This window comes from Sphingomonas sp. PP-CE-1G-424, from assembly GCF_004341085.1.
Lineage (GTDB): Bacteria > Pseudomonadota > Alphaproteobacteria > Sphingomonadales > Sphingomonadaceae > Sphingomonas.
Map to the genome: position 1 here is coordinate 367,336 of NZ_SLXW01000004.1, position 20,699 is coordinate 388,034.

Sequence of the window (20,699 nt, forward strand, 5' to 3'; positions counted from 1 at the left end):
GGCGAAGGATTTACAGACCGGGCCAGTTCGGCGGGGCGGTGCGTTACAGCATCGAAGGAGCCGACATGAAGATCATGACGCTACGATCCCCCGCGGGTCTCGACAATACCGCGATCGCCGAGCGGGACGATCCAGGCACGCCGCCGCCGGGCGCGATCCGGGTCGCGATGCATGGCAGTTCGATCAATTTCCACGATCTCGGCGTTGCGCTTGGCCGGATGCCGACCGAAGATGGTCGCGTGCCGCTGTCCGATGGCGCGGGGATCGTTGAAAGCGTCGGCGAGGGCGTGACCGAGTTCGCGGTCGGCGATCACGTGGTCTCGTGCTTCTTCCCGGACTGGCAGGACGGCGCGCCCACCATCGGTGATTTCAGCCGCACCCCGGGCGACGGTATCGACGGGTTCGCGCAGACCCACGTCGTGCTGCCCGCAACCGCATTCACTAAGGCACCCAACGGCTATGACTCCGTCGAGGCCGCCTCGATCACGACCGCGGGCCTCACCGCGTGGCGCGCGCTGGTGGTCGACGGCAAGCTGAAGGCGGGGGACACGGTGCTGTTGCTCGGCACCGGCGGCGTCTCGATCTGGGCATTGCAGATCGCCAAGGCGATGGGGGCGACGGTGGCGATCACATCGTCGTCCGACGAAAAGCTTGCGCGCGCGCGCGACCTGGGGGCCGACTTCACGCTCAACTATCGGAGCGAGCCGGGCTGGGGGCGTAAAGTCGCGGATTGGACCGGCGGGCGCGGCGTCGACCATGTCGTCGAGGTCGGCGGCCCCGGTACGCTGGCGCAGTCGATCGATGCAGTCAGGGTCGGCGGGCACATCTCGTTGATCGGCGTGCTGACGGGGATCGGCGGCGAGGTGCCGACCGCGGCACTGATGGGCAAGCAGGCGCGGCTGCAGGGCCTGATCGTCGGTAGTCGGCGCGAGCAGCAGGATTTCGTCCGTGCGCTGGAAGCGACCGCGATCCGCCCGGTGATCGACCGCCGTTTTGCGTTGGACGATCTCGCCGAGGCGTTCGCGTTCCAGCAGAGCGGCGAGCATTTCGGCAAGATCGGGATCGAGTGGTAAGGAGGATGACGAACATGGCCGAGACGAAGAACGCAATACTGTACCGGATGATCCTGCCGGATCACACTTGCCCGTTCGGCGTACGCGCGAAGACGATGCTGGAGCAGAACGGCTTCCAGGTCGACGACCGGATCCTGCCGTCACGGGACGAAGTCGATGCGTTCAAGGACGAGCACGGCGTCGCTACGACTCCGCAGGTGTTCATCGATGGCGAGCGGATCGGTGGCAGCGACGATCTCGAGCGGTATCTTGCAGCATGACGACCAGCGAACCCGTCCCATCGGTCACAGGTCTTTCGCGCACCGCATCGGTGGCGATCGTCGCAGCAGTATTAGGCGTGAGCGCTGTGCTTGGTCGACGCAATGCCCCGGATCCGTCGCATCCGCGGATTCGGCGTTGGTACAAACGCCTCGACAAACCGAGCTTTACGCCACCCGACGCCGTCTTCGGCGCGGTCTGGCCGGTGCTCGAAACCGGGCTTGCGGTCGGCGGCTATCGTCTGCTTCGTCAACCCGCCGACAGCACGCGTAACGCCGCGGTAGGCCTCTGGCTGCTCAACACCGGCATGATCGGCGCGTGGACCGAGATCTTCTTTCGCAAGCGCGATCTCGATGCCAGTGCGATCGCGTCGGGCGCGATGATCGTCAGCGGTGCCGCGTATGTCGCGACCGCCGCGAAGGTCGATCGTCCGGCGGCGATCCTTGGCGCGCCGTTCGTGGCGTGGCTGGGGTTCGCAACGGTTTTGGCCGCGCGGATTTCGGCGCGGAACGAAGATGGAGCCGAGACGACCACATGACCAAATTGACGGTTTGGCATGACGGTTCCTGCCCGCTGTGTCGGCGCGAAATCGCGCTGATGCGACGGCTGGATCGTCGCGGTGCGATCGAGTTCGTCGACGCGAGTGAACCGGGCACGGTCTGTCCGACCGACCGCGATGCGCTGCTGGCACGGTTCCATGCATCGGAAGACGGTCGGATGCTGTCGGGCGCGGAAGCTTTCGCCGCGATGTGGCGCGCCATACCGGTGCTACGGCCGCTCGGGCTCGTGGCCAAAAATGCCGTAGTCCTGGCGATCCTCGAGCGAACGTATCGGGGATTCCTCCGCGTCCGCCCGAGGCTTCAAACGCTGATGCGCTGAGTCACTACGCGGCTCAGCGCTGGTATCTGGCGATCAGCGCCCGGCGCAGCATCCGGTCTTCCAGCGAGTAATATAGCGCGATCTGGTCGCCATGCGCGACCGTCGAGGCTGCGAACGCGATATCGGTGGCATCGCGGCTGACGGCGGGTGGGGGTAGCAGCAATGGCTCGATCCCGCGGCCGGTGACGCGCGCGAAGTCCGGGCTGAAGCTGATCCAGCCGATCCGCCAGCGGGCGTCGTGCGTCGCGCCATTGTAGAACATCACCGGATCTTCGCCCGGCGCCTGCCACATCGGACCGGTCGAGAGGTGCCAATTGTCCCAGCTGTCGTCGCGGATGCCGAACGGGTCGGGCTGGACGGTCCACGGTCCTTTGGCGGTCGGCCCGGAGGCCATGCCGATCCGCGACGCGCCCTGCGCGGCATATTCGTAGAACAGCCGCCAGTCGCCCGCATCGGTCTGCGCGAGCGTCGCTTCCTTGATGTTGCCTTCGCCGGGCGGGGCTTTCAGGACCAGATCCTGCTTGGTCAGCGCGGTGAGGTCGAGCCCTGCCGCCAGGATCATGCAGCCCTGCGACCGTGCCGCATCGACGCCGGTGTAATAGACGAGATATTCGTTGTTCGGGGTCACCAGCACGGTTGGGTCTTCGCATCCGCCGAGATCTTCGGCGCCGGGGCCGGGGACGATCGCAAGCCCCGGATCCATCGTGAAGGTCAGGCCGTCGCGGCTTTCCCCGCGCGCGATGACACCGGTCGGATCATGCGGTCCGAGCGGGTAGGGGACGCCGCGCACCATGATCCGGTGGAGATTGCCTTCCTTCCAGACGAAGGGGCTCATCAGGTCCATGCCATCGATCACCGAGCCTGCGGAAATGGCGACCGTGTCGAGCTGTTCGACCGCGTAGGTGATCATCGGTCAGGCGCCCTGTGCAACGGTCAGCGACAGCGCGCCGTCGATCGTGACGGTGGTGCCGGTGATGTAGTCCGCGGCGGGGGACAGCAGGAACGCGACGAGCGCCGCGACCTCGTCGGGACGACCGGCACGCCTCCACGGAATCGCGGCTTCCTTGGTCGCCAGCTCCTTCGGATTGTCGACCGCGGACTGGTTCATCGGCGTCAGGATCATGCCCGGTGCCACGCCGTTCACCGCGATGCCCTTGGGCGCCAGTTCGAGCGCAAGCGTCGCGGTCAGCTGAGCCAGCCCGCCCTTTGCCGAATCGTAATCGACGCCGCCGGGGCGGGGCGCCCGCTCGTGGATCGAGGAGATGTTGACAATGCGGCCCTTGGCGACCTTCGCTTCGAGCCCGCGCACCAGTCGCCGACAGGTGAGGAACGGCCCGTAGAGATCCGAGCGGATGACGCGGTCGAACTGCGCCAACTCCATGTCGGCGAGCATCACGCCGCTCATGTTGAGCCCGGCCGAATTGACCAGCAGGCTGACCGTGCCGAAGGTGGATTCGGCTTGTGCGAACAGCCGTTCGATCGCCGCCTCGTCGCCGACGTCGGTCTGGACGGCGATCGCGCGATCGTTACCGCCGATCGCCGCACAGACGGCATGCGCTGCGTCGGCATCCTTGAAATAGGTGATGACGACGCGCGCGCCGGAGTCACCCAAAGTCTTGGCGCAGGCGGCGCCGATCCCGGACTCGCCCCCGGTCACAATGACCACCTGATCGTCGAACAGGCTCATCGTATCGTTCTCCGTAAAACATGACGGCTAAGGGGGCGTCATTTCGGAGGTGCAACGCACCATCGATACCAAGGATGCGTCTGTATACGATGACATCTATGTCACGATCCGCACCGTTCGAAACGGCCGGATCAAGGGCGGATCTGGCCGCTCCCCTGGACGAGATATTTGTAGCTCGTCAGCTGCTCGACGCCGACCGGGCCGCGCGCGTGCATCTTGCCGGTGGCGATGCCGATCTCGGCGCCCATGCCGAATTCGCCGCCGTCCGAAAACTGCGTCGACGCGTTGTGCATCACCACCGCGCTGTCGATCGCGAGCATGAACCGGCGCGCGGCGGCGGCGTCGCGCGTGAGAATCGCGTCGGTATGCCCCGACGAATGCTCGGCGACGAAGGCGATCCCCGCCTCGAGCCCATCAACGATCTTGACCGAGGCGATCGCGTCGAGATATTCGGTATCCCAGTCGTCCGCGCCTGCGGTCGCGAGCCTTGGTTCGATCGCGACCGCCTCGGCGTCGCCGCGCAGTTCGCAATCGGGCATTGCGTCGACCAGCGCGGGGAGCAGCGCGGACGCGATCGCACGATCAACGACGATGCTTTCGGTCGCGCCACACACGCCGGTCCGGCGCAGCTTGGCGTTGCGGATGATCGCGACTGCCTCGGCGACATCGGCGTCGGCGTGGACATAGCTGTGACAATTGCCGTCGAGATGGAGCAATGTCGGCACGCGCGCCTCGCGCTGCACCAGTTCGACCAGACTACGACCGCCGCGCGGGATGGCGAGATCGACATGGTCGACCGCACGGAGCAGTTCGCCGACGACCTGGCGGTCAGGCGTGTCGACGGTCTGGACCGCGGTTTCGGGGAGACCGGCGGCCCTGAGCCCGGTCTGCATGCATGCGACGATCGCAGCGGTCGAACGGCGGCTCTCGGATCCGCCACGCAGGATGATCGCATTACCCGATTTGACGCAGAGCCCGCTGGCGTCGGCCCCGACATTGGGGCGCGATTCGTAGATCATCGCGATCACGCCGATCGGCACGGCGACGCGGGTGATCTCCAGTCCGTTCGGCCGCGTGAACCGGGCCAGCTCGCGACCGACCGGGTCGGGCAGTTCGGCAATATCGTCGAGCGCCTGCGCCATCGCCTCGATCCGTGGTTCGTCGAGCCGGAGCCGATCGAGGAAAGACTCGGGTTTGCTGTCGGCGACGCTCGCCACGTCCGCGGCATTGGCCTCCAACAGCGTCGGCACGGCATCACGCAGCGCAGCGGCGGCGGCGCGCAGAGCCTGGTTTCGCGCTGCGCCGTCGCTGACGGCAAGGCGGCGCGCCGCGCGTCGCGCGTTATCGCCCAGCCGTCTCACCAGTTCGACGGCGGGGCCGGGGCCGGGGGCGGGGTCGCTTGCGGCGCGGGCAGGGATCACGTCCATCACGGTCATCGACAGTCTTTCCAGTCGGCAGGTTGCGGCACTCGCCCAGACCCTGCCGACCTCTTACCGTCGCGACTGCCCATGGCGCAATCGCGAGGGCAGTCTCGACGGCCGCGTCAGTCGATGTCGACGGGGTTGGTCACGATGATCGTCGGCCGTCCCGCGGCGAGATCGCGGGCAGCCAGACTGAAGGCCTTGAAATGGTCGGAGGCCATGTGCTGCTGCACGGCGTCGTCGTCGACATAGAGCTCGTTGAACACGAAGCGCTGCTCTCCCTCGGCTTCGCGCCACAGCTCGTAGTGCAGAACGCCGGGTTCGGCCCGCGAGGCGGCGACGCAGGTCTTGGCAGCGGCGATGAAGGCGTCATCCTTGCCCGGCAGCACGGACACCAGCGCGACGATTTTCACGGTCATGTATCTCTCCTGTTTTCGTAGCGTCCGCCGTGCTCCCGCCGCCGCCGCGACGCAACCGTCTCGTTCACGCGCACAGCCCTGCCGGCGGACCGACGGGTGCCGCCACCGAGGGCGGACCTTGCAGCGAAGGCGAGGCGGTCGGACCGGTGAGGTCCGTGGCGGCGGCGTAATAGGGGTCGGCCTCCGCGTCGGCGAGCGTGACGAAGCGGAATCCCATCGACGTGTATAGTCTCAGCAGTCTGGGCAGTATGCGTGCGTCGAACGCGCCGACGTGCATCAGCAGCACATAGGGGATGTCGTGGCCCAGTTGTGCCTTGGCGCGCGCGCGCGATGCGAGCGCCGCGGTGCGCGCCGCCGCGAGATATCCGGTTTCGAGCGTCGTGATCGCCGCCGGATCGCGCTTGGCGGCGCACGCGGCGTAGGGCGGGTTCCAGTTATAGTCGTCGAAGCTCATCGTGACCGCGGCGACGCGGTAGCCACGCGCCTTCAGCGCGGCGCGGACGGCGTCGCGGTCCGCAAGTGTCTTGCCTTCGGACAGGAACGGATAGCGGAACCAGTGCCATTCGGTGCCTTTGGCGACACGCTCGAGCGGGGCTTCGTTGCGGACGATATCGGCGACGAACGCGCTGGCGCCGACCTTCGCCAGATCGCCGTGCGAATAGGTGTGGTTGCCGAGCGGTAGTCCCGCGGCACGCCATGCCGCGATCGCGGCTGCGGCATCCGCCGAATTATCCAGCCCGAACCCCGCATTCATGAACCCGAAGGCGGGTGCTCGGGCCGCAGCGAGCGCAGTGGTGATACCGCGGATCACGTCGACCCGTGTCTGTCCGGGCGCAAGCGGACCGTGGGCCGGGATATCGTCGAAGGTGAGTGCGATTGCCGGGCGCGTATCCGTGGTGCTCTTCAAGGGCACTGGGGCGACGGGAACCGGGGCGGCAGGAACCGGGGCGACCGCACCTATTATTTGGCGCGTCGCCTTGTCGAACAGGGTCAATGGAACCGCCTCGCCCATCTTGCGATATCCCGCCTCGGACGGGTGGAGGTGGTCGCCCGAATCATACGCCGGGGCGAGCCGGTCAGGATGCTCGGGGTCGCGCATGACGCGGTCGAAATCGATCACCGCGTCGAACGTGCCGGACGTGCGGATGAAGGTGTTGATCGCCTGGCGGTCGGCTTCGGTGGCGGGGCCGGGGTGGTAATAGTCGTTGCCCCCGAACGGCGTGATCGTGCTCCCAATCATCTTGATGCCGTGAGCATGCGCGCGCGCGACGAGCTGGGTGTAAGCTCCGGTGACCTGCGCGACGATCGCCGCGTGCTGAGCCGGTGTCGCGGGGGCTTCTCGGGTGAGCACGCCGAGATCGTTGACCCCTTCGAGCAGGATCGCCCAACGGACTCCGCTGCGCGCGACGACATCGCGGTCGAACCGCGCCATCAGATTGGGACCGAGCCCGTCGAGCAGGATGCGATTGCCGCCGATCCCGGCATTGACGACGCCGATCCCGCGCGTCGCCGCGGTACCACGGAGGCGTTCGGCAAGAACGTCGGTCCACCGCGTGTTGTGGTTGGGCTTTACGCCATAGCCGTCGGTGATCGAGTCGCCGATCGCCACGATCGTGCCGGTGTTTGCGCCTATGGTCGTGGCGCCCGACACTTCGAGATCGGCTAGCGCGTACCAGTGGGTCGTCTGCGTCGCGCCGGTAAACCCCGGATTGGCGACGTGATCGCCGGCCAGCGTGTAGCTGAACGCTCGGGCGCCGGGGTGGCCGGTCTGCGGGGTCGCGGCCTCGGGCAGATACAGGCTGATGGCAACGTCGGCGCCGGGCGCGACCGGCATCGCGACGGGGTCGGAGTAGAGTTCGGCGCCCGCCGGAATGACCGCTCCCGTCTGCCCGGCGAACGTCAACGCCGCGCCGCCGCCGACCTGGGGTGTGGCGGGCGCGGTCGTTCGGGCGATCCGGGCCGAGCCGATCGCGAGTGGCTGCGTCCCGAACGCGTTCGACAGGCGCACGCGGACCCGGTCTCCGCCTGCCGATAGCCGGATGATCTGGCGAAGCGTGACGGCGGCGGCGCGATCGGCGGGCAGCGCATTGTCGCCGTCCGCGATCATCTGCGACGATCCCCAGCTGGCGATCCAGTGCGGGGCGGACACGTGCCGGGTGGAGACGTGGCGGGCGGTATCACGCGCGTCGGCGCTTGCTACCATAAGCACGCCGGCGAGAATTGCGGTTGCCCAACGGCTCATCGATCGATCCTTGCAGTCTTTGCATCGTGGCGAGGCGTGCGGGCAGGCGCTGCTGCGATCGCGCCCGCAATGGCTGCGCGCATCGGCTTGGCGACGAATGCCGCGTCGTACGGGCAGGGCCGGCGCCGCGCTTTGTCCGCCCTCGGCTCGAACCCTTCGATCCAGCTGTAGCGATCGGTCATCCCCCACAGCATGATGTCTCGCAGCGAGGGGTAGGCGAGCATCAGGTCGAGATAGCCGCGCGTATAGTCCGCGACCGCGCGATCGCGGACCGCGATATCCGCGGGCAGCGCGTTATCGCGGACGTCGAGTTCGGTGATGACCAGCTCATAGCCCATCGCCGTCACCGCATCGAGGAAACGTCGCCACTCCCCTTCGAGCACGGCGATGGTCGCGCGCGTATCGATGCCCTGCGTGACGAGATGCGATTGCACGCCCAGCGCATCGACGGGGATTTTTCGCCGCCTGAAACCCTCGAGCAGCTTGAGCACGCCGGCGCGGTGATGCGCGTTGCCGGGCTCCCAGCTCATATAGTCGTTGTACACGAGCTGCGCATGAGGCGCCGCGGCGCGCGCGGTGTGGAACGCGAGATCCAGCGTCGCCTCAGGCCCGCCCAGCGCGCGTGACAATGCGGTCTGGTACAGGCTTCCGTCCGCCGGGGTGACGGCCTCGTTGACGACATCGTAGCTGCCGATCCGGGACCCGTAACGTTGGCAGACGGTGGTGATGTGCGCGACGAGCATCTGCTCCGCAGCCCGTTGCGGATTTGCACCGAAGTCGTGCGTTTCCTCCCAGCGAGGCATCCATTTGGGCTGGTGCCACAGGAGATTGTGGCCGCGCACCGGCAGTCCGTTCGCCTCGGCCCAGGCCATCATCGCGTCCATGTGGGTAAAGTCGAAACTGGTCGCGGTGGGCCGGATCGCCTGCCATTTCATCTGGTTCTCGGGGACCAGAAGTCCGCAATCGCGCTTCAGCAGCGCGGCATAAGCGGGGTTCGCGAACGAGCCTCGATCGGCGCCTGGGGGGCTCCAACCGAAACAGGATCCCAGTCGCATGCCTTGCGGCGCCGCGATCGACTGAAGCCCGGTCCCGTCCGTCCTTGGTGCTTTTGAACTTTGGAACGGAACCTTGGCACTGGCGCACGCCGAAACCGCTATTCCGCCGAGCATCGCAAGCCCGCGGCGTCGCGTGATCTCACCCGACATCTGCCGATTTCTCATGCGTTTGCGCCTTCCTTCGAACGACAAGCCGGGCGGCATGGCTGGGGGCCAAACCTGTGGGATATCAGGTACATCATTGCGGGTTGCCCGGAGCATAGGGAAAACGCTGCGCCTTGTACCACCCGAGGTCATGCGCGGGCGGCGCGGTACCGGCGGGGAGCGCCCGACCGTTGACCGACATCCAATAGGCAAGGCTCGCATCGCGCCACCACTGAGCTTCGCGCTGTTGCACGGCCAGATAGGTGGCGGTCTTTGCCCAGCGCTCGGCATCGATATCGGGTTTGAGCGCGTCCCATTTGCGGCTCATGTCCGCGACGTAAGAGACGCCTGAGTCGTAATCATGGACCATCTCCGCCCATAATGTCCGGCCCGACGCCATTCGCCGATCCCAGGTAACATGGTGGAACCACAGCAACGCGCGTTCCGGCGTCGTTGCCGAATCGGCAAGTCGGTGGGCGAGGGCGGGGGCGTATTGCGCGACCGCGTTGCTGCCGGTGCGGGTGCGGTCGAAGCCGATCCCGGCCTTGTCGGCGCGGTGGTAATAGACCGGGTTCCATTCGGGACGCTTGAGATCGGCGACCCACGGACCCGGACCGTAATGATGCCCTGTCGCCATCACGTGCGCGAGCCCCAGCGGCGTCATGTAGTCGACCACCGCCTCGCGCGATCCCATCATCATCGCGACGACCGGATCGACGATCCTGGGCGAGGGGGCAAAGGTCATCGCCGCCCATTCGCGCGCGACCGGCGCGGCGCCGAGCGTCGGATCCCATGCCATCCGACCGAACGCGTACCAGTTCGCCTGGTTGAAGGTGGAGCCCGCCCAGTCTCGGTCGCGGCCGATATTGGCGACCCCTGCCATCCCGGTGAGCGTGTGACCCTCGACCGAGCCGTCGACGACATCGGCGACGGTCTCGCCCGGCCGTTGCATCGTCTCGCTGCCGAGCGTCTCGGCGAATAGCGGGCCGAGATACGCAAGATGCGTGGCGAAACCGAGATATTCCTTGGTGATCTGGAATTCGATCATCAGCGGAGTCTTGGGCATCGCGCCGAACAGCGGGTGGAACGGCTCGCGCGGCTGGAAGTCGATCGCGCCGTTCTTGACCTGGACGATGACGTTGCTCGCGAACTGGCCGTCGAGCGGCTTGAACTCGGTATAGGCCTGCTTCGCACGGTCCTCGGGGTCGGTTTCCGCGTAGACGAACGCGCGCCACATCACGATGCCGCCATGCGGGCGCACCGCGGCAGCGAGCATGTTGGCACCGTCGGCGTGGCTGCGATGATAGTCGCGCGGACCGGGCTGGCCCTCGCTGTTCGCCTTGACCAGGAACCCGCCGAAATCGGGGATGCTGCGGTAGATCTCGTCGCTCTTCGCCTTCCACCATGCCGCGACCTGGGGATCGAGCGGATCGGCCGTCTTCAGGCCGCCGAGTTCGATCGGGGCCGAAAACCGCGCCGACAGATACACCTTGATCCCGTAGGGGCGGAACACGTCGGCGAGCGCGGCGGCCTTCACAATATATGGCGCGGTGAGGCTGTCAGCCTTCGCGTTGACGTTGTTGAGGACGGTGCCGTTGATCCCGATCGACGCGTTGGCACGGGCATAGTCCGTGTAGCGCGGGTCGTGGAAATCGGGGAGCGTCCACCAATCCCACAGCGATGCGCCGGCATAGCCGCGCTCGACCACGCCATCGAGATTGTCCCAGTGGTTCAGCACACGCAGTTTCACGCGCGGCGTCGAGGTCAGGTCGATCCGGTCCAGGCTGCCGCCGGTCTGAAGGTGACGCAGCAAGGCGAAGCTGCCGTAAAGCACGCCACGATCGGTGTTGGCGGTGACGAGGAGCACCCGGCGGTTGCCGAGCGTGACCTGGCCGACGCGGTACCCCTCGTCGCCAAGCGCTGCGAGCGGAAGATGCAGCGCGGCGACGGCGCGGTCGTCGGCGGTGGCTAGCAGGATGGTCGGCGTGCTTGTGCCGAACAACGCCGCGCCCCGCCGCAGTTCCTCGGCCGCTGCGCGGAACGTCGGCGTATCGCCGCGCACCTCGATCGTCGGAACGCGGTGCGTACTCGTGGTCGCCTGCGTTCGATAGCGAAGCCAGAGGTCGTAACCGTCTTCGGCATAGGCCGTGTCGGTCATACCAATTATTGCCGCAAAAAGCAGCGCGAACCTAACGAACGATCGGCTGAGTGCCGTCATAATCCTCTCCCGCGGTTCCACGATCGATTGACAGGATCGCGGATGACCAGTCATGGTATCGCTATCACGACGATGGCTTCGACAGCAATGCCGCGTTTCAGATCGGGAGATGAAGATTGCCGGGCACACCAACTGTTACGATCGCACCGACGCGGCGCGACCTTCTTGGGTTGCTCGGATCGGTTTCCGTCGGCGGATTGATCCCCGGTATCGCGCAGGCTGCGACTGCGTTGCCGATCTACCGTGACGCGAGTGCGCCGGTCGATCTCCGGGTTCGCGACCTGATGGCGCGGATGACGCTGGAAGAGAAAGTTGGCCAGACCATTTCGCTCTGGGCGACCAAGGCGGACGTGATGACACCGGGCGGGCTCGATTTCGATCCGGCGCGCGCGTCGGCGGCGTATCCGGCGGGGTTCGGGCAGGTCACGCGTCCTTCGGACAAGCGCGGGGGGCCGTCGGTTGCTGCGGTCGCAGGCGGTACCGGTGCGCAGTGGCGCGGGTCCGCCTCGACGATCGCTTTCGTCAACGCGGTTCAGCGCTGGGCACGCGGCACGCGGCTCGGCATCCCGGTGATCTTCCATGAAGAATCTCTGCACGGCTATATGGCGCCTGACGCGACGATGTTCCCGCAGGCGATCGGCATGGCGGGTACGTTCGACCGCGACCTGATGCGGCGCGGGCAGGCGATCATTGGGCGCGAAGTTCGTGCGCATGGCAGCCACCTCTCGCTGTCACCGGTCGTCGACATCGCACGCGATCCGCGCTGGGGGCGGATAGAGGAGACGTTCGGAGAGGATCCTTATCTGTGCGGCGAGATGGGGGTGGCCGCGGTCGAGGGCTTGCAGGGCGACAGCACGACGCTGGCCCCCGGCAAGGTCTTCGCCACGCTGAAGCACATGACCGGCCACGGCCAGCCCCAGGCGGGCAACAATATCGGCCCCGCCCCGATCGGCGAACGCGAACTGCGCGAGAGCTTCTTCCCGCCGTTCCGCGCGGTCGTGACGCGGACCGGGATCGGCGCGGTGATGCCCTCGTATAACGAGATCGACGGCGTACCGAGCCATGCGAACCACTGGCTGCTCGGCGAGGTGCTGCGCGGCGAATGGGGATTTTCGGGCGCAATCGTCAGCGATTACGGCGCGATCGAGGAACTCGACACGATCCACCATGTCACGCGCGACCTGAACGGAGCGGCGAAGCTCGCCTTGGCTGCTGGGGTAGACAGCGCGTTGCCGGACGGGATCGCGTTTCGGACGTTGCCTGCGCAGGTGCGGGCGGGGACGGTGCCGATCGCGGCGGTCGATGCGGCGTGCGCGCGGATGCTGGCGTTGAAGTTCCGCGCTGGTTTGTTCGAGCAGTCAGCAGTCGATCCCCGCGCCGCCGCTCGCCTGACCGGTAACGCGGAAGCACGCGGCGTCGCGTTGGACGCGGCGCGCAAATCGCTGTGCCTGCTGACCAACGACGGCACGCTGCCGCTCGCGCCCAAGGGAAAGATCGCGGTGATCGGCCCGAACGCGGCGATCGCGCGGCTCGGCGGCTATTCCGCGCCGCCGCGCCAGACGGTGTCGCTACTCGACGGCGTTCGGGCGCTCGTGGGTAACGCAGCGACGATCGTCCATGCGCAGGGCGTGTTCATCACGCAGAGCGAGGATCGGTCGCAGGATGCGGTGCTGCTCGCCGATCCGGCCCGGAACCGCGCGCTGATCGCCGAGGCGGTCGAGGTCGCGCGCGGTGCCGATACGATCATCCTCGCGATCGGCGATACCGAGCAGACCAGCCGCGAGGGGTTTTCGAAGAACCATCTCGGCGATCGCACGACGCTCGACCTGATCGGCGAACAGAATGCGCTGTTCGATGCGCTGCACGCACTGGGCAAGCCGATCGTGGTCGCCGCGATCAACGGGCGTCCGCCGAGCTGGCCCAATGTGATGGCGAAGGCCAACGCGGTGCTCGAATGCTGGTATCCGGGGCAGGAGGGCGGCACCGCGATGGCCGAGGCGCTGTTCGGGCGGATCAATCCGGGCGCCAAGCTGCCCGTCACCGTGGTCCGCGAAGTCGGGCAGGTGCCGCTCTATTACAACCGCAAGCCGTCGACCGAGCGCGGTTATCTGTTCGCGGAAACGGCGCCGCTGTTCCCGTTCGGCCACGGCCTCAGCTACACGCGCTTCGACGTGAGCGCACCGCGGCTGTCGGCGGCGAAGATCGGCATCGCCGGCAGCGTCGGGGTCGAGGTCGACGTCGCCAATATCGGGCAAAGGGCTGGCGACGAGGTCGTGCAGATCTACGTCCGCGATCAGGTGTCGTCGGTGGCGCGGCCGGTAATGGAGTTGAAGGGGTTCGAACGCGTAACGCTCTCGCCCGGCGAGCGGCGGACACTGCGGTTCACGCTGGGGCCGGACGCGTTCGCGCTATGGGACGTCGATATGCGCGAGGTCGTCGAACCCGGCCTGTTCACGATCATGGCCGGACCGAGTTCGGCGCAGGTGAAGACCGCGGTCCTCGAGATCGCCTGACCCATCGAGCGAGGGGGCGCGGGCAGGCCGCGCACCCTCCGCAGATTACCAGATGTGAACGCGTTGCGCCGGCGTCAGGTACAGTGCATCGCCGGGCTTCACGTTGAACGCGGTATACCAGGCGTCGACATTCCGGACGATGCCGTTGACCCGGTAGAAGGGCGGTGAGTGCGGATCGGTCAGCAGGCGCGCGCGCGCCGCGCCTTCCCGGAGCTTGGCCTGCCAGGCCTGCGCATAGGCCAGGAAGAACCGCTGGTCGCCGGTGAGACCGCCGATCACCGGTGCCTTGCCGTGCACCGACTGGTATTTCCGATACGCGGCATAGGCGGTTTCGACGCCGCCGAGATCGCCGATGTTCTCGCCGAGCGTCAGCGCGCCCTTCACGTGCACGCCGGGAATCGGCTCATACGCGTCGTACTGCTTCGACAGCGCGGCGGTATGCTTCGTGAAGGCGGCGCGCGCTTCGGGCGTCCACCAATTCTCGAACTTGCCCGATGCGCTGAACTGGCTGCCCTGATCGTCGAAGCCGTGGCCCATCTCGTGGCCGATGATCGCCCCGATCGCGCCGTAATTGACCGCCGCATCCGCGTTGGGATCGAAATAGGGCGGTTGCAGGATCGCCGCGGGGAAGGTGATCTGGTTGTTGAGCGGATCGTAATAGGCGTTCACCGTCTGCGGCGTCATGCCCCACAGGCTGCGATCGACCGGCTTGCCGAGGCGCGACAGGTCGAGCTGGTGGTCGAACTCGCCCGATCGCAGCGAATTGCCGAGCGGATCGCCGCGCACGATGGTGAGCGCGCTGTAATCGATGTATTTCGTCGGATGACCGATCCTCGGATCGAAGGCGGCGAGCTTGGCGAGCGCCTGCGTCTTGGTCGGCGCGTCCATCCAGGTGTTGGCACCGATCCGCTCCTTGTAGGCGGCGCGCAGATTGGCGATCAGTTCGCCCATCTTGGCTTCGCTCTGCGGCGGGTAGTGGCGCTTCACGTAGACTTCGCCGACGGCCTCTCCCATCGTGCCGTTGACGACGGCGATGCCGCGTTTCCAGCGGGCGCGCTGTTGCGGCTGGTCGGCCATCGTTTTGCCGTAGAAGTCGAATGTCGCCTGATCGAATGCCTTGGGGAGGACCGGTGCGCTCGCCGACGCGAGACGGAACTTCATCCAGTCCTGCCAGGTCGAGACCGGCGTCGCGGCGAACAGCTTGGCCAGTTCGGTCAGCGCGGTCGAGTTCGTCATGTATACGATCGGGAAATTGCCATAGCCGGCGGTCGTCAGCAGCAGCGGCCAATCGAAACCGGGCGCCAGCGCCTTGCGGCCGGCAGCGTCCATCGGCTTCAGCATCGCCTTCAGGTCGCGCGATTGGACGGGGGACCACTGCACCTTCGCCATCGCGGTTTCGAGCGCGACGATCCGGTCCGCCTTGGCCGACGCATCGGCAATCCCCGACAGCGTCAGGATTTTCTCGACATAGGCGCGGTAGGCGGTGCGGAAGGTGTCGTACTTCGCGCCCTGTTCGAGATAGTAATCGCGTCCGCCCATCCCGAGCGAACCCTGTCCGGCGGCGACTGCGTAGCGCGTCGGATCGGCAGGATCGGGCAACTGGCCAATCTCGACCGGCGAGGCATAGCCGACCGTCGAAAACAGCGTCTGCAGTTTCTGCTTGTCGCCGGCCGCATCGATCTTCGCGAAATAGGGCTTCAGGGGTGTCGTGCCGGCGCGTTCGATCGCCGCCTCGTCCATGAAGCTGGCGTAGAGATCACCGAACTGTTTCGCGCCCGGCCCGACCGCCGCAGGATCGCGCGCGGCATCGTCGAGGATGGCGCGAACCTGTTGCTCGGCCTGATCGGCCAGGACGACGCTGCCGCCGGCCGAAGTCCGGTCCGCGGCGATCTCGGTACGCTTGTTCCAGTTGCCGTTCGCGTAGGTCCAGAAATCGTCGCCGGGTTTCACCGATTTGTCGGCGGCGGTCAGATCGATTCCGAAGGTTCCGTAGCGCGTGCCGGTCGCGGCGGCGGTTGCGGGCGCCGTCTGCGCGAGCGCGGGTGAGGACAGCGCCAGCACGGCGACGCTCAGCGACAGACGCGAAACATGGGTGAACAGCATCGAGGCTCCTGTGGGAATTGCCGACCGAGTCCAGAGGTGTCGGGGCGGGGATCGAATGAGGTCGGGCTCTCGCCCTGCTGGGGGAAGCTGACGCGGAACAGGGACGGTAGCAATATGAATTCGATCGCGATTGGATCGGTCGTCTGTCTCGGCACGACGGTCTGCTCGGACAAGATCAACCAGTGGCAGATTGGTTTGTTCGGCCCTCGTTGCAGGCGAAGGCGGTCTTGCCGTGAGATCCTGTCACGCAATTAGTCTTACATATTGACCGCGCTTCGACGGCCCAATATCGGTTGCGGCAGATAAAAACGGGAGGATCGAAATGCGCCAACTGTATCGCAACGTCGCGCTGGCAATGACTCTGATGACGACCACGGCGATGTCCGCCTCCGCGCAGGACGCGCCCGCGGCCGCTCCGGCTAGCGCCACGGCGACGGTCGGTATCGACGCGAGCCGGCCCGGCCCGGTGATGAACCGACAGGTGTTCGGCCAGTTCGCCGAGCATCTCGGCCACGGCATCTATGGCGGGATCTGGGTCGGTGAGAAGTCGTCGATCCCCAACGACCACGGTTATCGTCGCGACGTGCTGGAGGCGCTGAAGGCGGTCAAGGTGCCGATGGTGCGCTGGCCGGGCGGGTGCTTCGCCGACGAATATCACTGGCGCGACGGCATCGGCACGCGCGGCAAGCGGCCGATCAAGATCAACACCAACTGGGGCGGCGTGAACGAGGACAACGCGTTCGGGACCAACGAGTTCATGGGGTTCGCCGAGCGCTTGGGCGCCGAAGCGTATATCTCCGCCAACGTCGGCAGCGCGCCGCCGAGCGAAACCGCGCAGTGGCTCGAATACATGACCTCGCCGAACGGCTCGACGCTCGCCAAGGAGCGCGCGGCGAACGGCCATCCTGCGCCGTACAAGGTGCCGTATGTCGGCATCGGCAACGAGCTCTGGGGCTGCGGCGGCAACATGCGCGCCGAATATGCCGCCGACCTGACCAACCGCTACGGCGTGTTCGCCAAGTCGGGGAACGGCAAGATGCTCCGGATCGCCAGCGGCCCCAGCGAGGGGGATTACGACTGGACCGACACGATGATGCGGATCGCCGGCAAGAACATCGATGGCCTGTCGCTGCATTACTACACGCGGCCGCGCGACAAGGTCTGGACCGACAAGGGCCCGGCGCTTGGCTTCTCGGAGCATGAATGGGCGCTGACGATGCAGCACACGCTGCAGATGGACGAGTTCGTCACCAAGCATTCGGCGATCATGGACAAATATGACCCGGGCAAGACCAAGTGGCTGGTCGTCGACGAATGGGGTACGTGGTACGATCCGACGCCGGGCAGCAACCCCGGCTTCCTGGTGCAGCAGAACAGCGTCCGCGATGCGGTGGTCGCCGGGCTCAACCTCAACATCTTCGCGCATCACGCCGACCGGGTGAAGATGGCAGCGATCGCGCAGATGGTGAATGTGTTGCAGGCGATGCTGCTGACCGACGGCGCGAAGATGGTGAAGACGCCGACCTATTGGGTGTTCGACCTGTACAAGCCCTGGCAGGACGCGACGACGCTGCCGGTCGATCTGAAATCGCCCTGGTATCACGAGTCCGAAGTGGCGGTGCCGGCGGTCAGCGTCTCGGCGGTCCGTGATGTCGCGGGCAAGGTGCACGTCGCGCTCGTTAACCTCGATCCGCATCGTGCGATCCCGGTGGCGATGACGCTCGCGGGCGTTCAGGCGAGCGGCGTGACCGGGCGGATCGTCACGGGCACGACGATGGACGCGCATAACAGCTTCGAGCAGCCCGATACGGTACGCCCGGTCGCGTTCAACGGCGCGCAGGCGGCGGGCGGTACGGTGTCGGCGACGTTGCCGCCGATGTCGGTGGTCGTGCTCGACCTGCAATAAGACGGCGCCCTACCGCTCCCGGTCGGGAGCGGTAGGGACTTTCGTATTCAGAGCGGTAGCGGCAACGCGCGCGTGGTGGTGAACGCCGCCGACTGGCCGGGGACGCCTGTGCCGGGTTGGCCGCTGCCGACCGTCACGCGGTATCTACCGGCGATTACCCGGCGCGTGCCGTCGGTCGCGACGCTGCTGAGATCGCGCGGCGACAGGTCGAAGCTGACACTGCGGCGTTCGCCCGGCTTCAGCGCAATGCGCTTGTATCCGCGCAATGCCACGCGCGGGGTGCCCGGATGGTCGGGGAAATTGAGATACAGCTGGACCACCTCGTCGCCGGCCCGCGCGCCGGTGTTGCGGACTTCGGTGGTGACCCGCAGTCCCGTTTCGGCGCCGTCGGCGGCGGGGGTGACGGTCAGCGGCGTGTAGGCGAAGCTGGTGTAGCTCAGGCCGTGGCCGAAGGCGTAGACCGGCTTGCCCTCGAAATAGCGGTAGGTGCGGCCCTTCATCGCGTAATCGCTGAACGGCGGCAGGTCGGCGACGCTGCGATAGAAGGTAAGCGGCAGGCGACCTGCGGGGTTGGTCCGGCCGCTCAGGACGTTGGCGATCGCGAGGCCCCCCGATTGGCCCGGATACCAGGCCTCGACGACCGCGGCGGCATTATCCTTCGCCCAGGCGAGGTTGATCGGGCTGCCGTTCATCGCGACGACGATCACCGGCTTACCGGTCGCCTTGGCTTTGGCGAGCATCGCCACCTGGTCCTCTGGCAGGCCGAGCGTCGTCTTGTCGCCACCCTCGAAGCCCGGCACCGTGACGCCGGTTTCCTCCGCCTCCAGGTCGGAGGTGAGGCCAACGACCGCGACCAGCACATCGGCGGTCGAGGCGGCACGCGCGAGGTCGGCATCGGGGGAAGCCGAGATCCGCTTCCACACGAGGTCTGCGCCATCGTTCGACGTGACGCGGAACGGATAGCGGCGGCCCTTGACGAGGTCGATCGTGGTGAAGGTCGGCAGGTCGTTCCACTGTGAGTTCTTGCGATCGGACGCGACCGCGCCGGCGAACTCGAGCACGCCGCCTTTGCCCGAGAGCCCGATCCGGTAGGTGCCGCTTTCGGGGGGAGTCAGCGATCCCGCCCACACGGTGCGGTGGTGCGGGTCGACCTTGGCCAGCGAGAGGTTGTAGTCGCCGACGTCGCGCTCGACCCGTTCGGCGACGGGCGTGTCCTGATAGCGGATCGCGTCGAGCTGCTGCTTCATCGTCGCGGGATCGAACAGCGCGGGCAGCTTTTTGGTCGGGTTGTAGTAGCGCACGAGGACGCCCGGTTTGCCGTCGGGCGTGCGTAGCGCCGACTTCGGTACGCGGTCGCCGTCGGTGACCGAGGGGGAGAACGGCACCAGCGTGACGTCGCCCGCCGGCATCACCGACCGTAAGCCATCGAGGACCGACACCGGCAGCGCGGACAACGGTGACGAATAATTGCCGCGCAGCACGCGCGTCGCGTCGCCGAGCGGGCCGATGACCGCGAGTTTCGTGCCCGGCTTGAGCGGCAGGATGCCGGCGTTCTTGAGCAGGACGAGGCTTTCCTCGGAAGCCTTCAACGCCAGCGCGTCGTGCGCGGGCGTACCGATCTGCGCCACCGGCACGACCCGATCGCGCCCGGTCTGTATCCCCGGCAGGTCGCCGTTGCGGATGCGCGCGGAGAACAGCCGGACAAGCGACCGATCGATGTCGCCGACCGAGATCAGGTTGCGGTCGAGCGCCTCGCGGAAGCGTTCGCCGAGCCCCGCCTGATCGCCGAGCGTGGCCGTGTTGCATTCATTGTCGACGCCGGTTTTCAGCGCGGTAGCGACGGCGCTTGCCTGATCGGGGGCGTAGTGGTGGTTGTCGGCGATATCCTTCACCGCATCGCAGTCGGATACGACGAAGCCGGTAAAGCCCCAGGCCTGGCGCAGATGATCCTTGAGCAGCAGGTCGCTCGCGCACGCCGGCTGCCCGTCGATGCGGTTATACGCGCACATGATCGAGCCGGCGCCGCCCTCGACGATCGCCGCGCGGAAGGCAGGGAGGTAGGTGTCCTCAAGATCGTGCGGCGAGACGAACACATTGGCCTTGTGCCGCGTCGATTCAGGGCCGCTGTGCACCGCGAAATGCTTGGGCGTGGCGATCACGTCGGGCAGCGACGGATTGGGCCCTTGCATCCCGGTGACGAAGGCGACCCCCATATGCGCGGCGAGGAACGGATCCTCGCCATAGGTCTCCTGGCCGCGACCCCAGCGTGGATCGCGGAAGATGTTGACGTTGGGCGACCAGGTGTCGAGCCCGGTCCCGATCCGCCCAAGCCGTCCGGTCTGGCGCCCCAGCGTGTGCAGCGCGCGGACCTCCGTGCTGATCGCACCGGCGACATCGTGGACGAGCGGTGCATCGAAGCTTGCGGCGAGGCCGATCGGCTCGGGGAAGTTGGTGGTCGGTACCGGCCCGAGCGCGCCGTGAAGCGATTCGGTCCACCAGTTGTACGCAGGGATACCGAGCCGTGGGATTGCCGGCGCGACGTTGAGCAACTGCGGGAGCTTCTCGTCGACGGTCATCCGCGCGACGATCGCCGTGGCGAGCTCGTCGGCCTGGGTACGCGCGGCATCAGTCTGTGGTGCTGGCGACGTCTGCGCCTGAAGGGGCAGGGTGGCGAACGCAGCTCCGGTCAGCATGAGTGCGCGCAGTGCGCCGAACGTCGATTTGCCCTTCGCAGTGTTTCGCGACTGTATCACCCCAGCATCCTCCTGTATTTTGTAGGAG

At 66.7% G+C, this 20,699-nt stretch carries 15 protein-coding genes; 6 read left to right on the top strand and 9 right to left on the bottom strand.

The features are described 5' to 3' along the window. The first annotated feature begins 65 nt into the window (after positions 1 to 65). Genes C8J43_RS15915 through C8J43_RS15930 form a run of 4 tightly spaced genes read left to right on the top strand, consistent with a single transcriptional unit; the run spans position 66 to position 2,210 of the window. The gene (locus C8J43_RS15915; protein WP_133031722.1) at positions 66 to 1,073 is read left to right on the top strand and encodes an NAD(P)-dependent alcohol dehydrogenase; all 1,008 of its coding nucleotides are present in this window, start codon (positions 66 to 68) and stop codon (positions 1,071 to 1,073) included. Positions 1,074 to 1,087: 14 nt separating this feature from the next. Next, a complete protein-coding gene (locus C8J43_RS15920; protein WP_133031723.1) occupies positions 1,088 to 1,333 on the top strand; it encodes a glutaredoxin domain-containing protein in 246 nt (81 codons plus the stop codon). Continuing rightward, positions 1,330 to 1,869, top strand: a complete 540-nt coding sequence (locus C8J43_RS15925) for a TspO/MBR family protein (protein ID WP_133031724.1) — start codon at positions 1,330 to 1,332, stop codon at positions 1,867 to 1,869. Before C8J43_RS15920 ends, C8J43_RS15925 begins: the two co-directional genes overlap by 4 nt. After that, a complete protein-coding gene (locus tag C8J43_RS15930) occupies positions 1,866 to 2,210 on the top strand; it encodes a DUF393 domain-containing protein (protein ID WP_060524149.1) in 345 nt (114 codons plus the stop codon). Before C8J43_RS15925 ends, C8J43_RS15930 begins: the two co-directional genes overlap by 4 nt. Positions 2,211 to 2,223: 13 nt before the next feature. Here the strand turns inward: C8J43_RS15930 and C8J43_RS15935 are convergent, their stop codons facing one another. From C8J43_RS15935 to C8J43_RS15965, 7 genes are all read right to left on the bottom strand, one after another. Then, positions 2,224 to 3,120 (bottom strand): glycosidase, encoded by an 897-nt coding sequence (locus tag C8J43_RS15935; protein WP_133031725.1) that lies wholly within the window; start codon positions 3,118 to 3,120, stop codon positions 2,224 to 2,226. 3 nt (positions 3,121 to 3,123) lie between these two features. Continuing rightward, complete coding sequence (locus C8J43_RS15940) at positions 3,124 to 3,897, bottom strand: SDR family oxidoreductase (protein WP_133031726.1); 774 nt, start codon at positions 3,895 to 3,897, stop codon at positions 3,124 to 3,126. A 131-nt stretch (positions 3,898 to 4,028) separates the two neighbouring features. Beyond that, positions 4,029 to 5,324, bottom strand: coding sequence for a glutamate-5-semialdehyde dehydrogenase (locus tag C8J43_RS15945; protein WP_207893431.1), 1,296 nt, complete (start codon positions 5,322 to 5,324; stop codon positions 4,029 to 4,031). Between the two features lie 116 nt (positions 5,325 to 5,440). After that, on the bottom strand, positions 5,441 to 5,737 hold the full coding sequence (locus tag C8J43_RS15950; protein WP_133031728.1) for a putative quinol monooxygenase: 297 nt from the start codon (positions 5,735 to 5,737) through the stop codon (positions 5,441 to 5,443). 64 nt (positions 5,738 to 5,801) lie between these two features. Beyond that, a complete protein-coding gene (locus C8J43_RS15955; protein ID WP_243645606.1) occupies positions 5,802 to 7,979 on the bottom strand; it encodes a GDSL-type esterase/lipase family protein in 2,178 nt (725 codons plus the stop codon). Then, entirely contained in the window at positions 7,976 to 9,199 is a 1,224-nt protein-coding gene (locus tag C8J43_RS15960) for an endo-1,4-beta-xylanase (protein WP_243645607.1), read from the bottom strand. The genes C8J43_RS15955 and C8J43_RS15960 overlap by 4 nt, the downstream gene beginning before the upstream one ends. A gap of 73 nt (positions 9,200 to 9,272) precedes the next feature. Further along, a complete protein-coding gene (locus C8J43_RS15965) occupies positions 9,273 to 11,336 on the bottom strand; it encodes an alpha-glucuronidase family glycosyl hydrolase (protein WP_165899647.1) in 2,064 nt (687 codons plus the stop codon). A 257-nt stretch (positions 11,337 to 11,593) separates the two neighbouring features. Here C8J43_RS15965 and C8J43_RS15970 point away from each other — a divergent pair, with 257 nt between their 5' ends. Beyond that, positions 11,594 to 13,909: a glycoside hydrolase family 3 N-terminal domain-containing protein gene (locus tag C8J43_RS15970; RefSeq protein ID WP_243645635.1), complete on the top strand. Its 2,316-nt coding sequence runs from the start codon at positions 11,594 to 11,596 to the stop codon at positions 13,907 to 13,909. A 45-nt stretch (positions 13,910 to 13,954) separates the two neighbouring features. On the opposite strand, the gene C8J43_RS15975 is transcribed toward C8J43_RS15970, so the two are convergent. Then, positions 13,955 to 16,012 carry a M13 family metallopeptidase gene (locus tag C8J43_RS15975; RefSeq protein ID WP_133031730.1) on the bottom strand — a complete coding sequence of 686 codons (2,058 nt, stop codon included), beginning with the start codon at positions 16,010 to 16,012 and terminating at the stop codon, positions 13,955 to 13,957. Between the two features lie 364 nt (positions 16,013 to 16,376). Here C8J43_RS15975 and C8J43_RS15980 point away from each other — a divergent pair, with 364 nt between their 5' ends. Continuing rightward, on the top strand, positions 16,377 to 17,918 hold the full coding sequence (locus C8J43_RS15980) for an alpha-L-arabinofuranosidase C-terminal domain-containing protein (RefSeq protein WP_121886223.1): 1,542 nt from the start codon (positions 16,377 to 16,379) through the stop codon (positions 17,916 to 17,918). Between the two features lie 47 nt (positions 17,919 to 17,965). Here C8J43_RS15980 and C8J43_RS15985 read toward each other — a convergent pair whose 3' ends face one another. After that, positions 17,966 to 20,611 carry a glycoside hydrolase family 3 C-terminal domain-containing protein gene (locus C8J43_RS15985; protein WP_133031857.1) on the bottom strand — a complete coding sequence of 882 codons (2,646 nt, stop codon included), beginning with the start codon at positions 20,609 to 20,611 and terminating at the stop codon, positions 17,966 to 17,968. Positions 20,612 to 20,699: the final 88 nt, after the last annotated feature.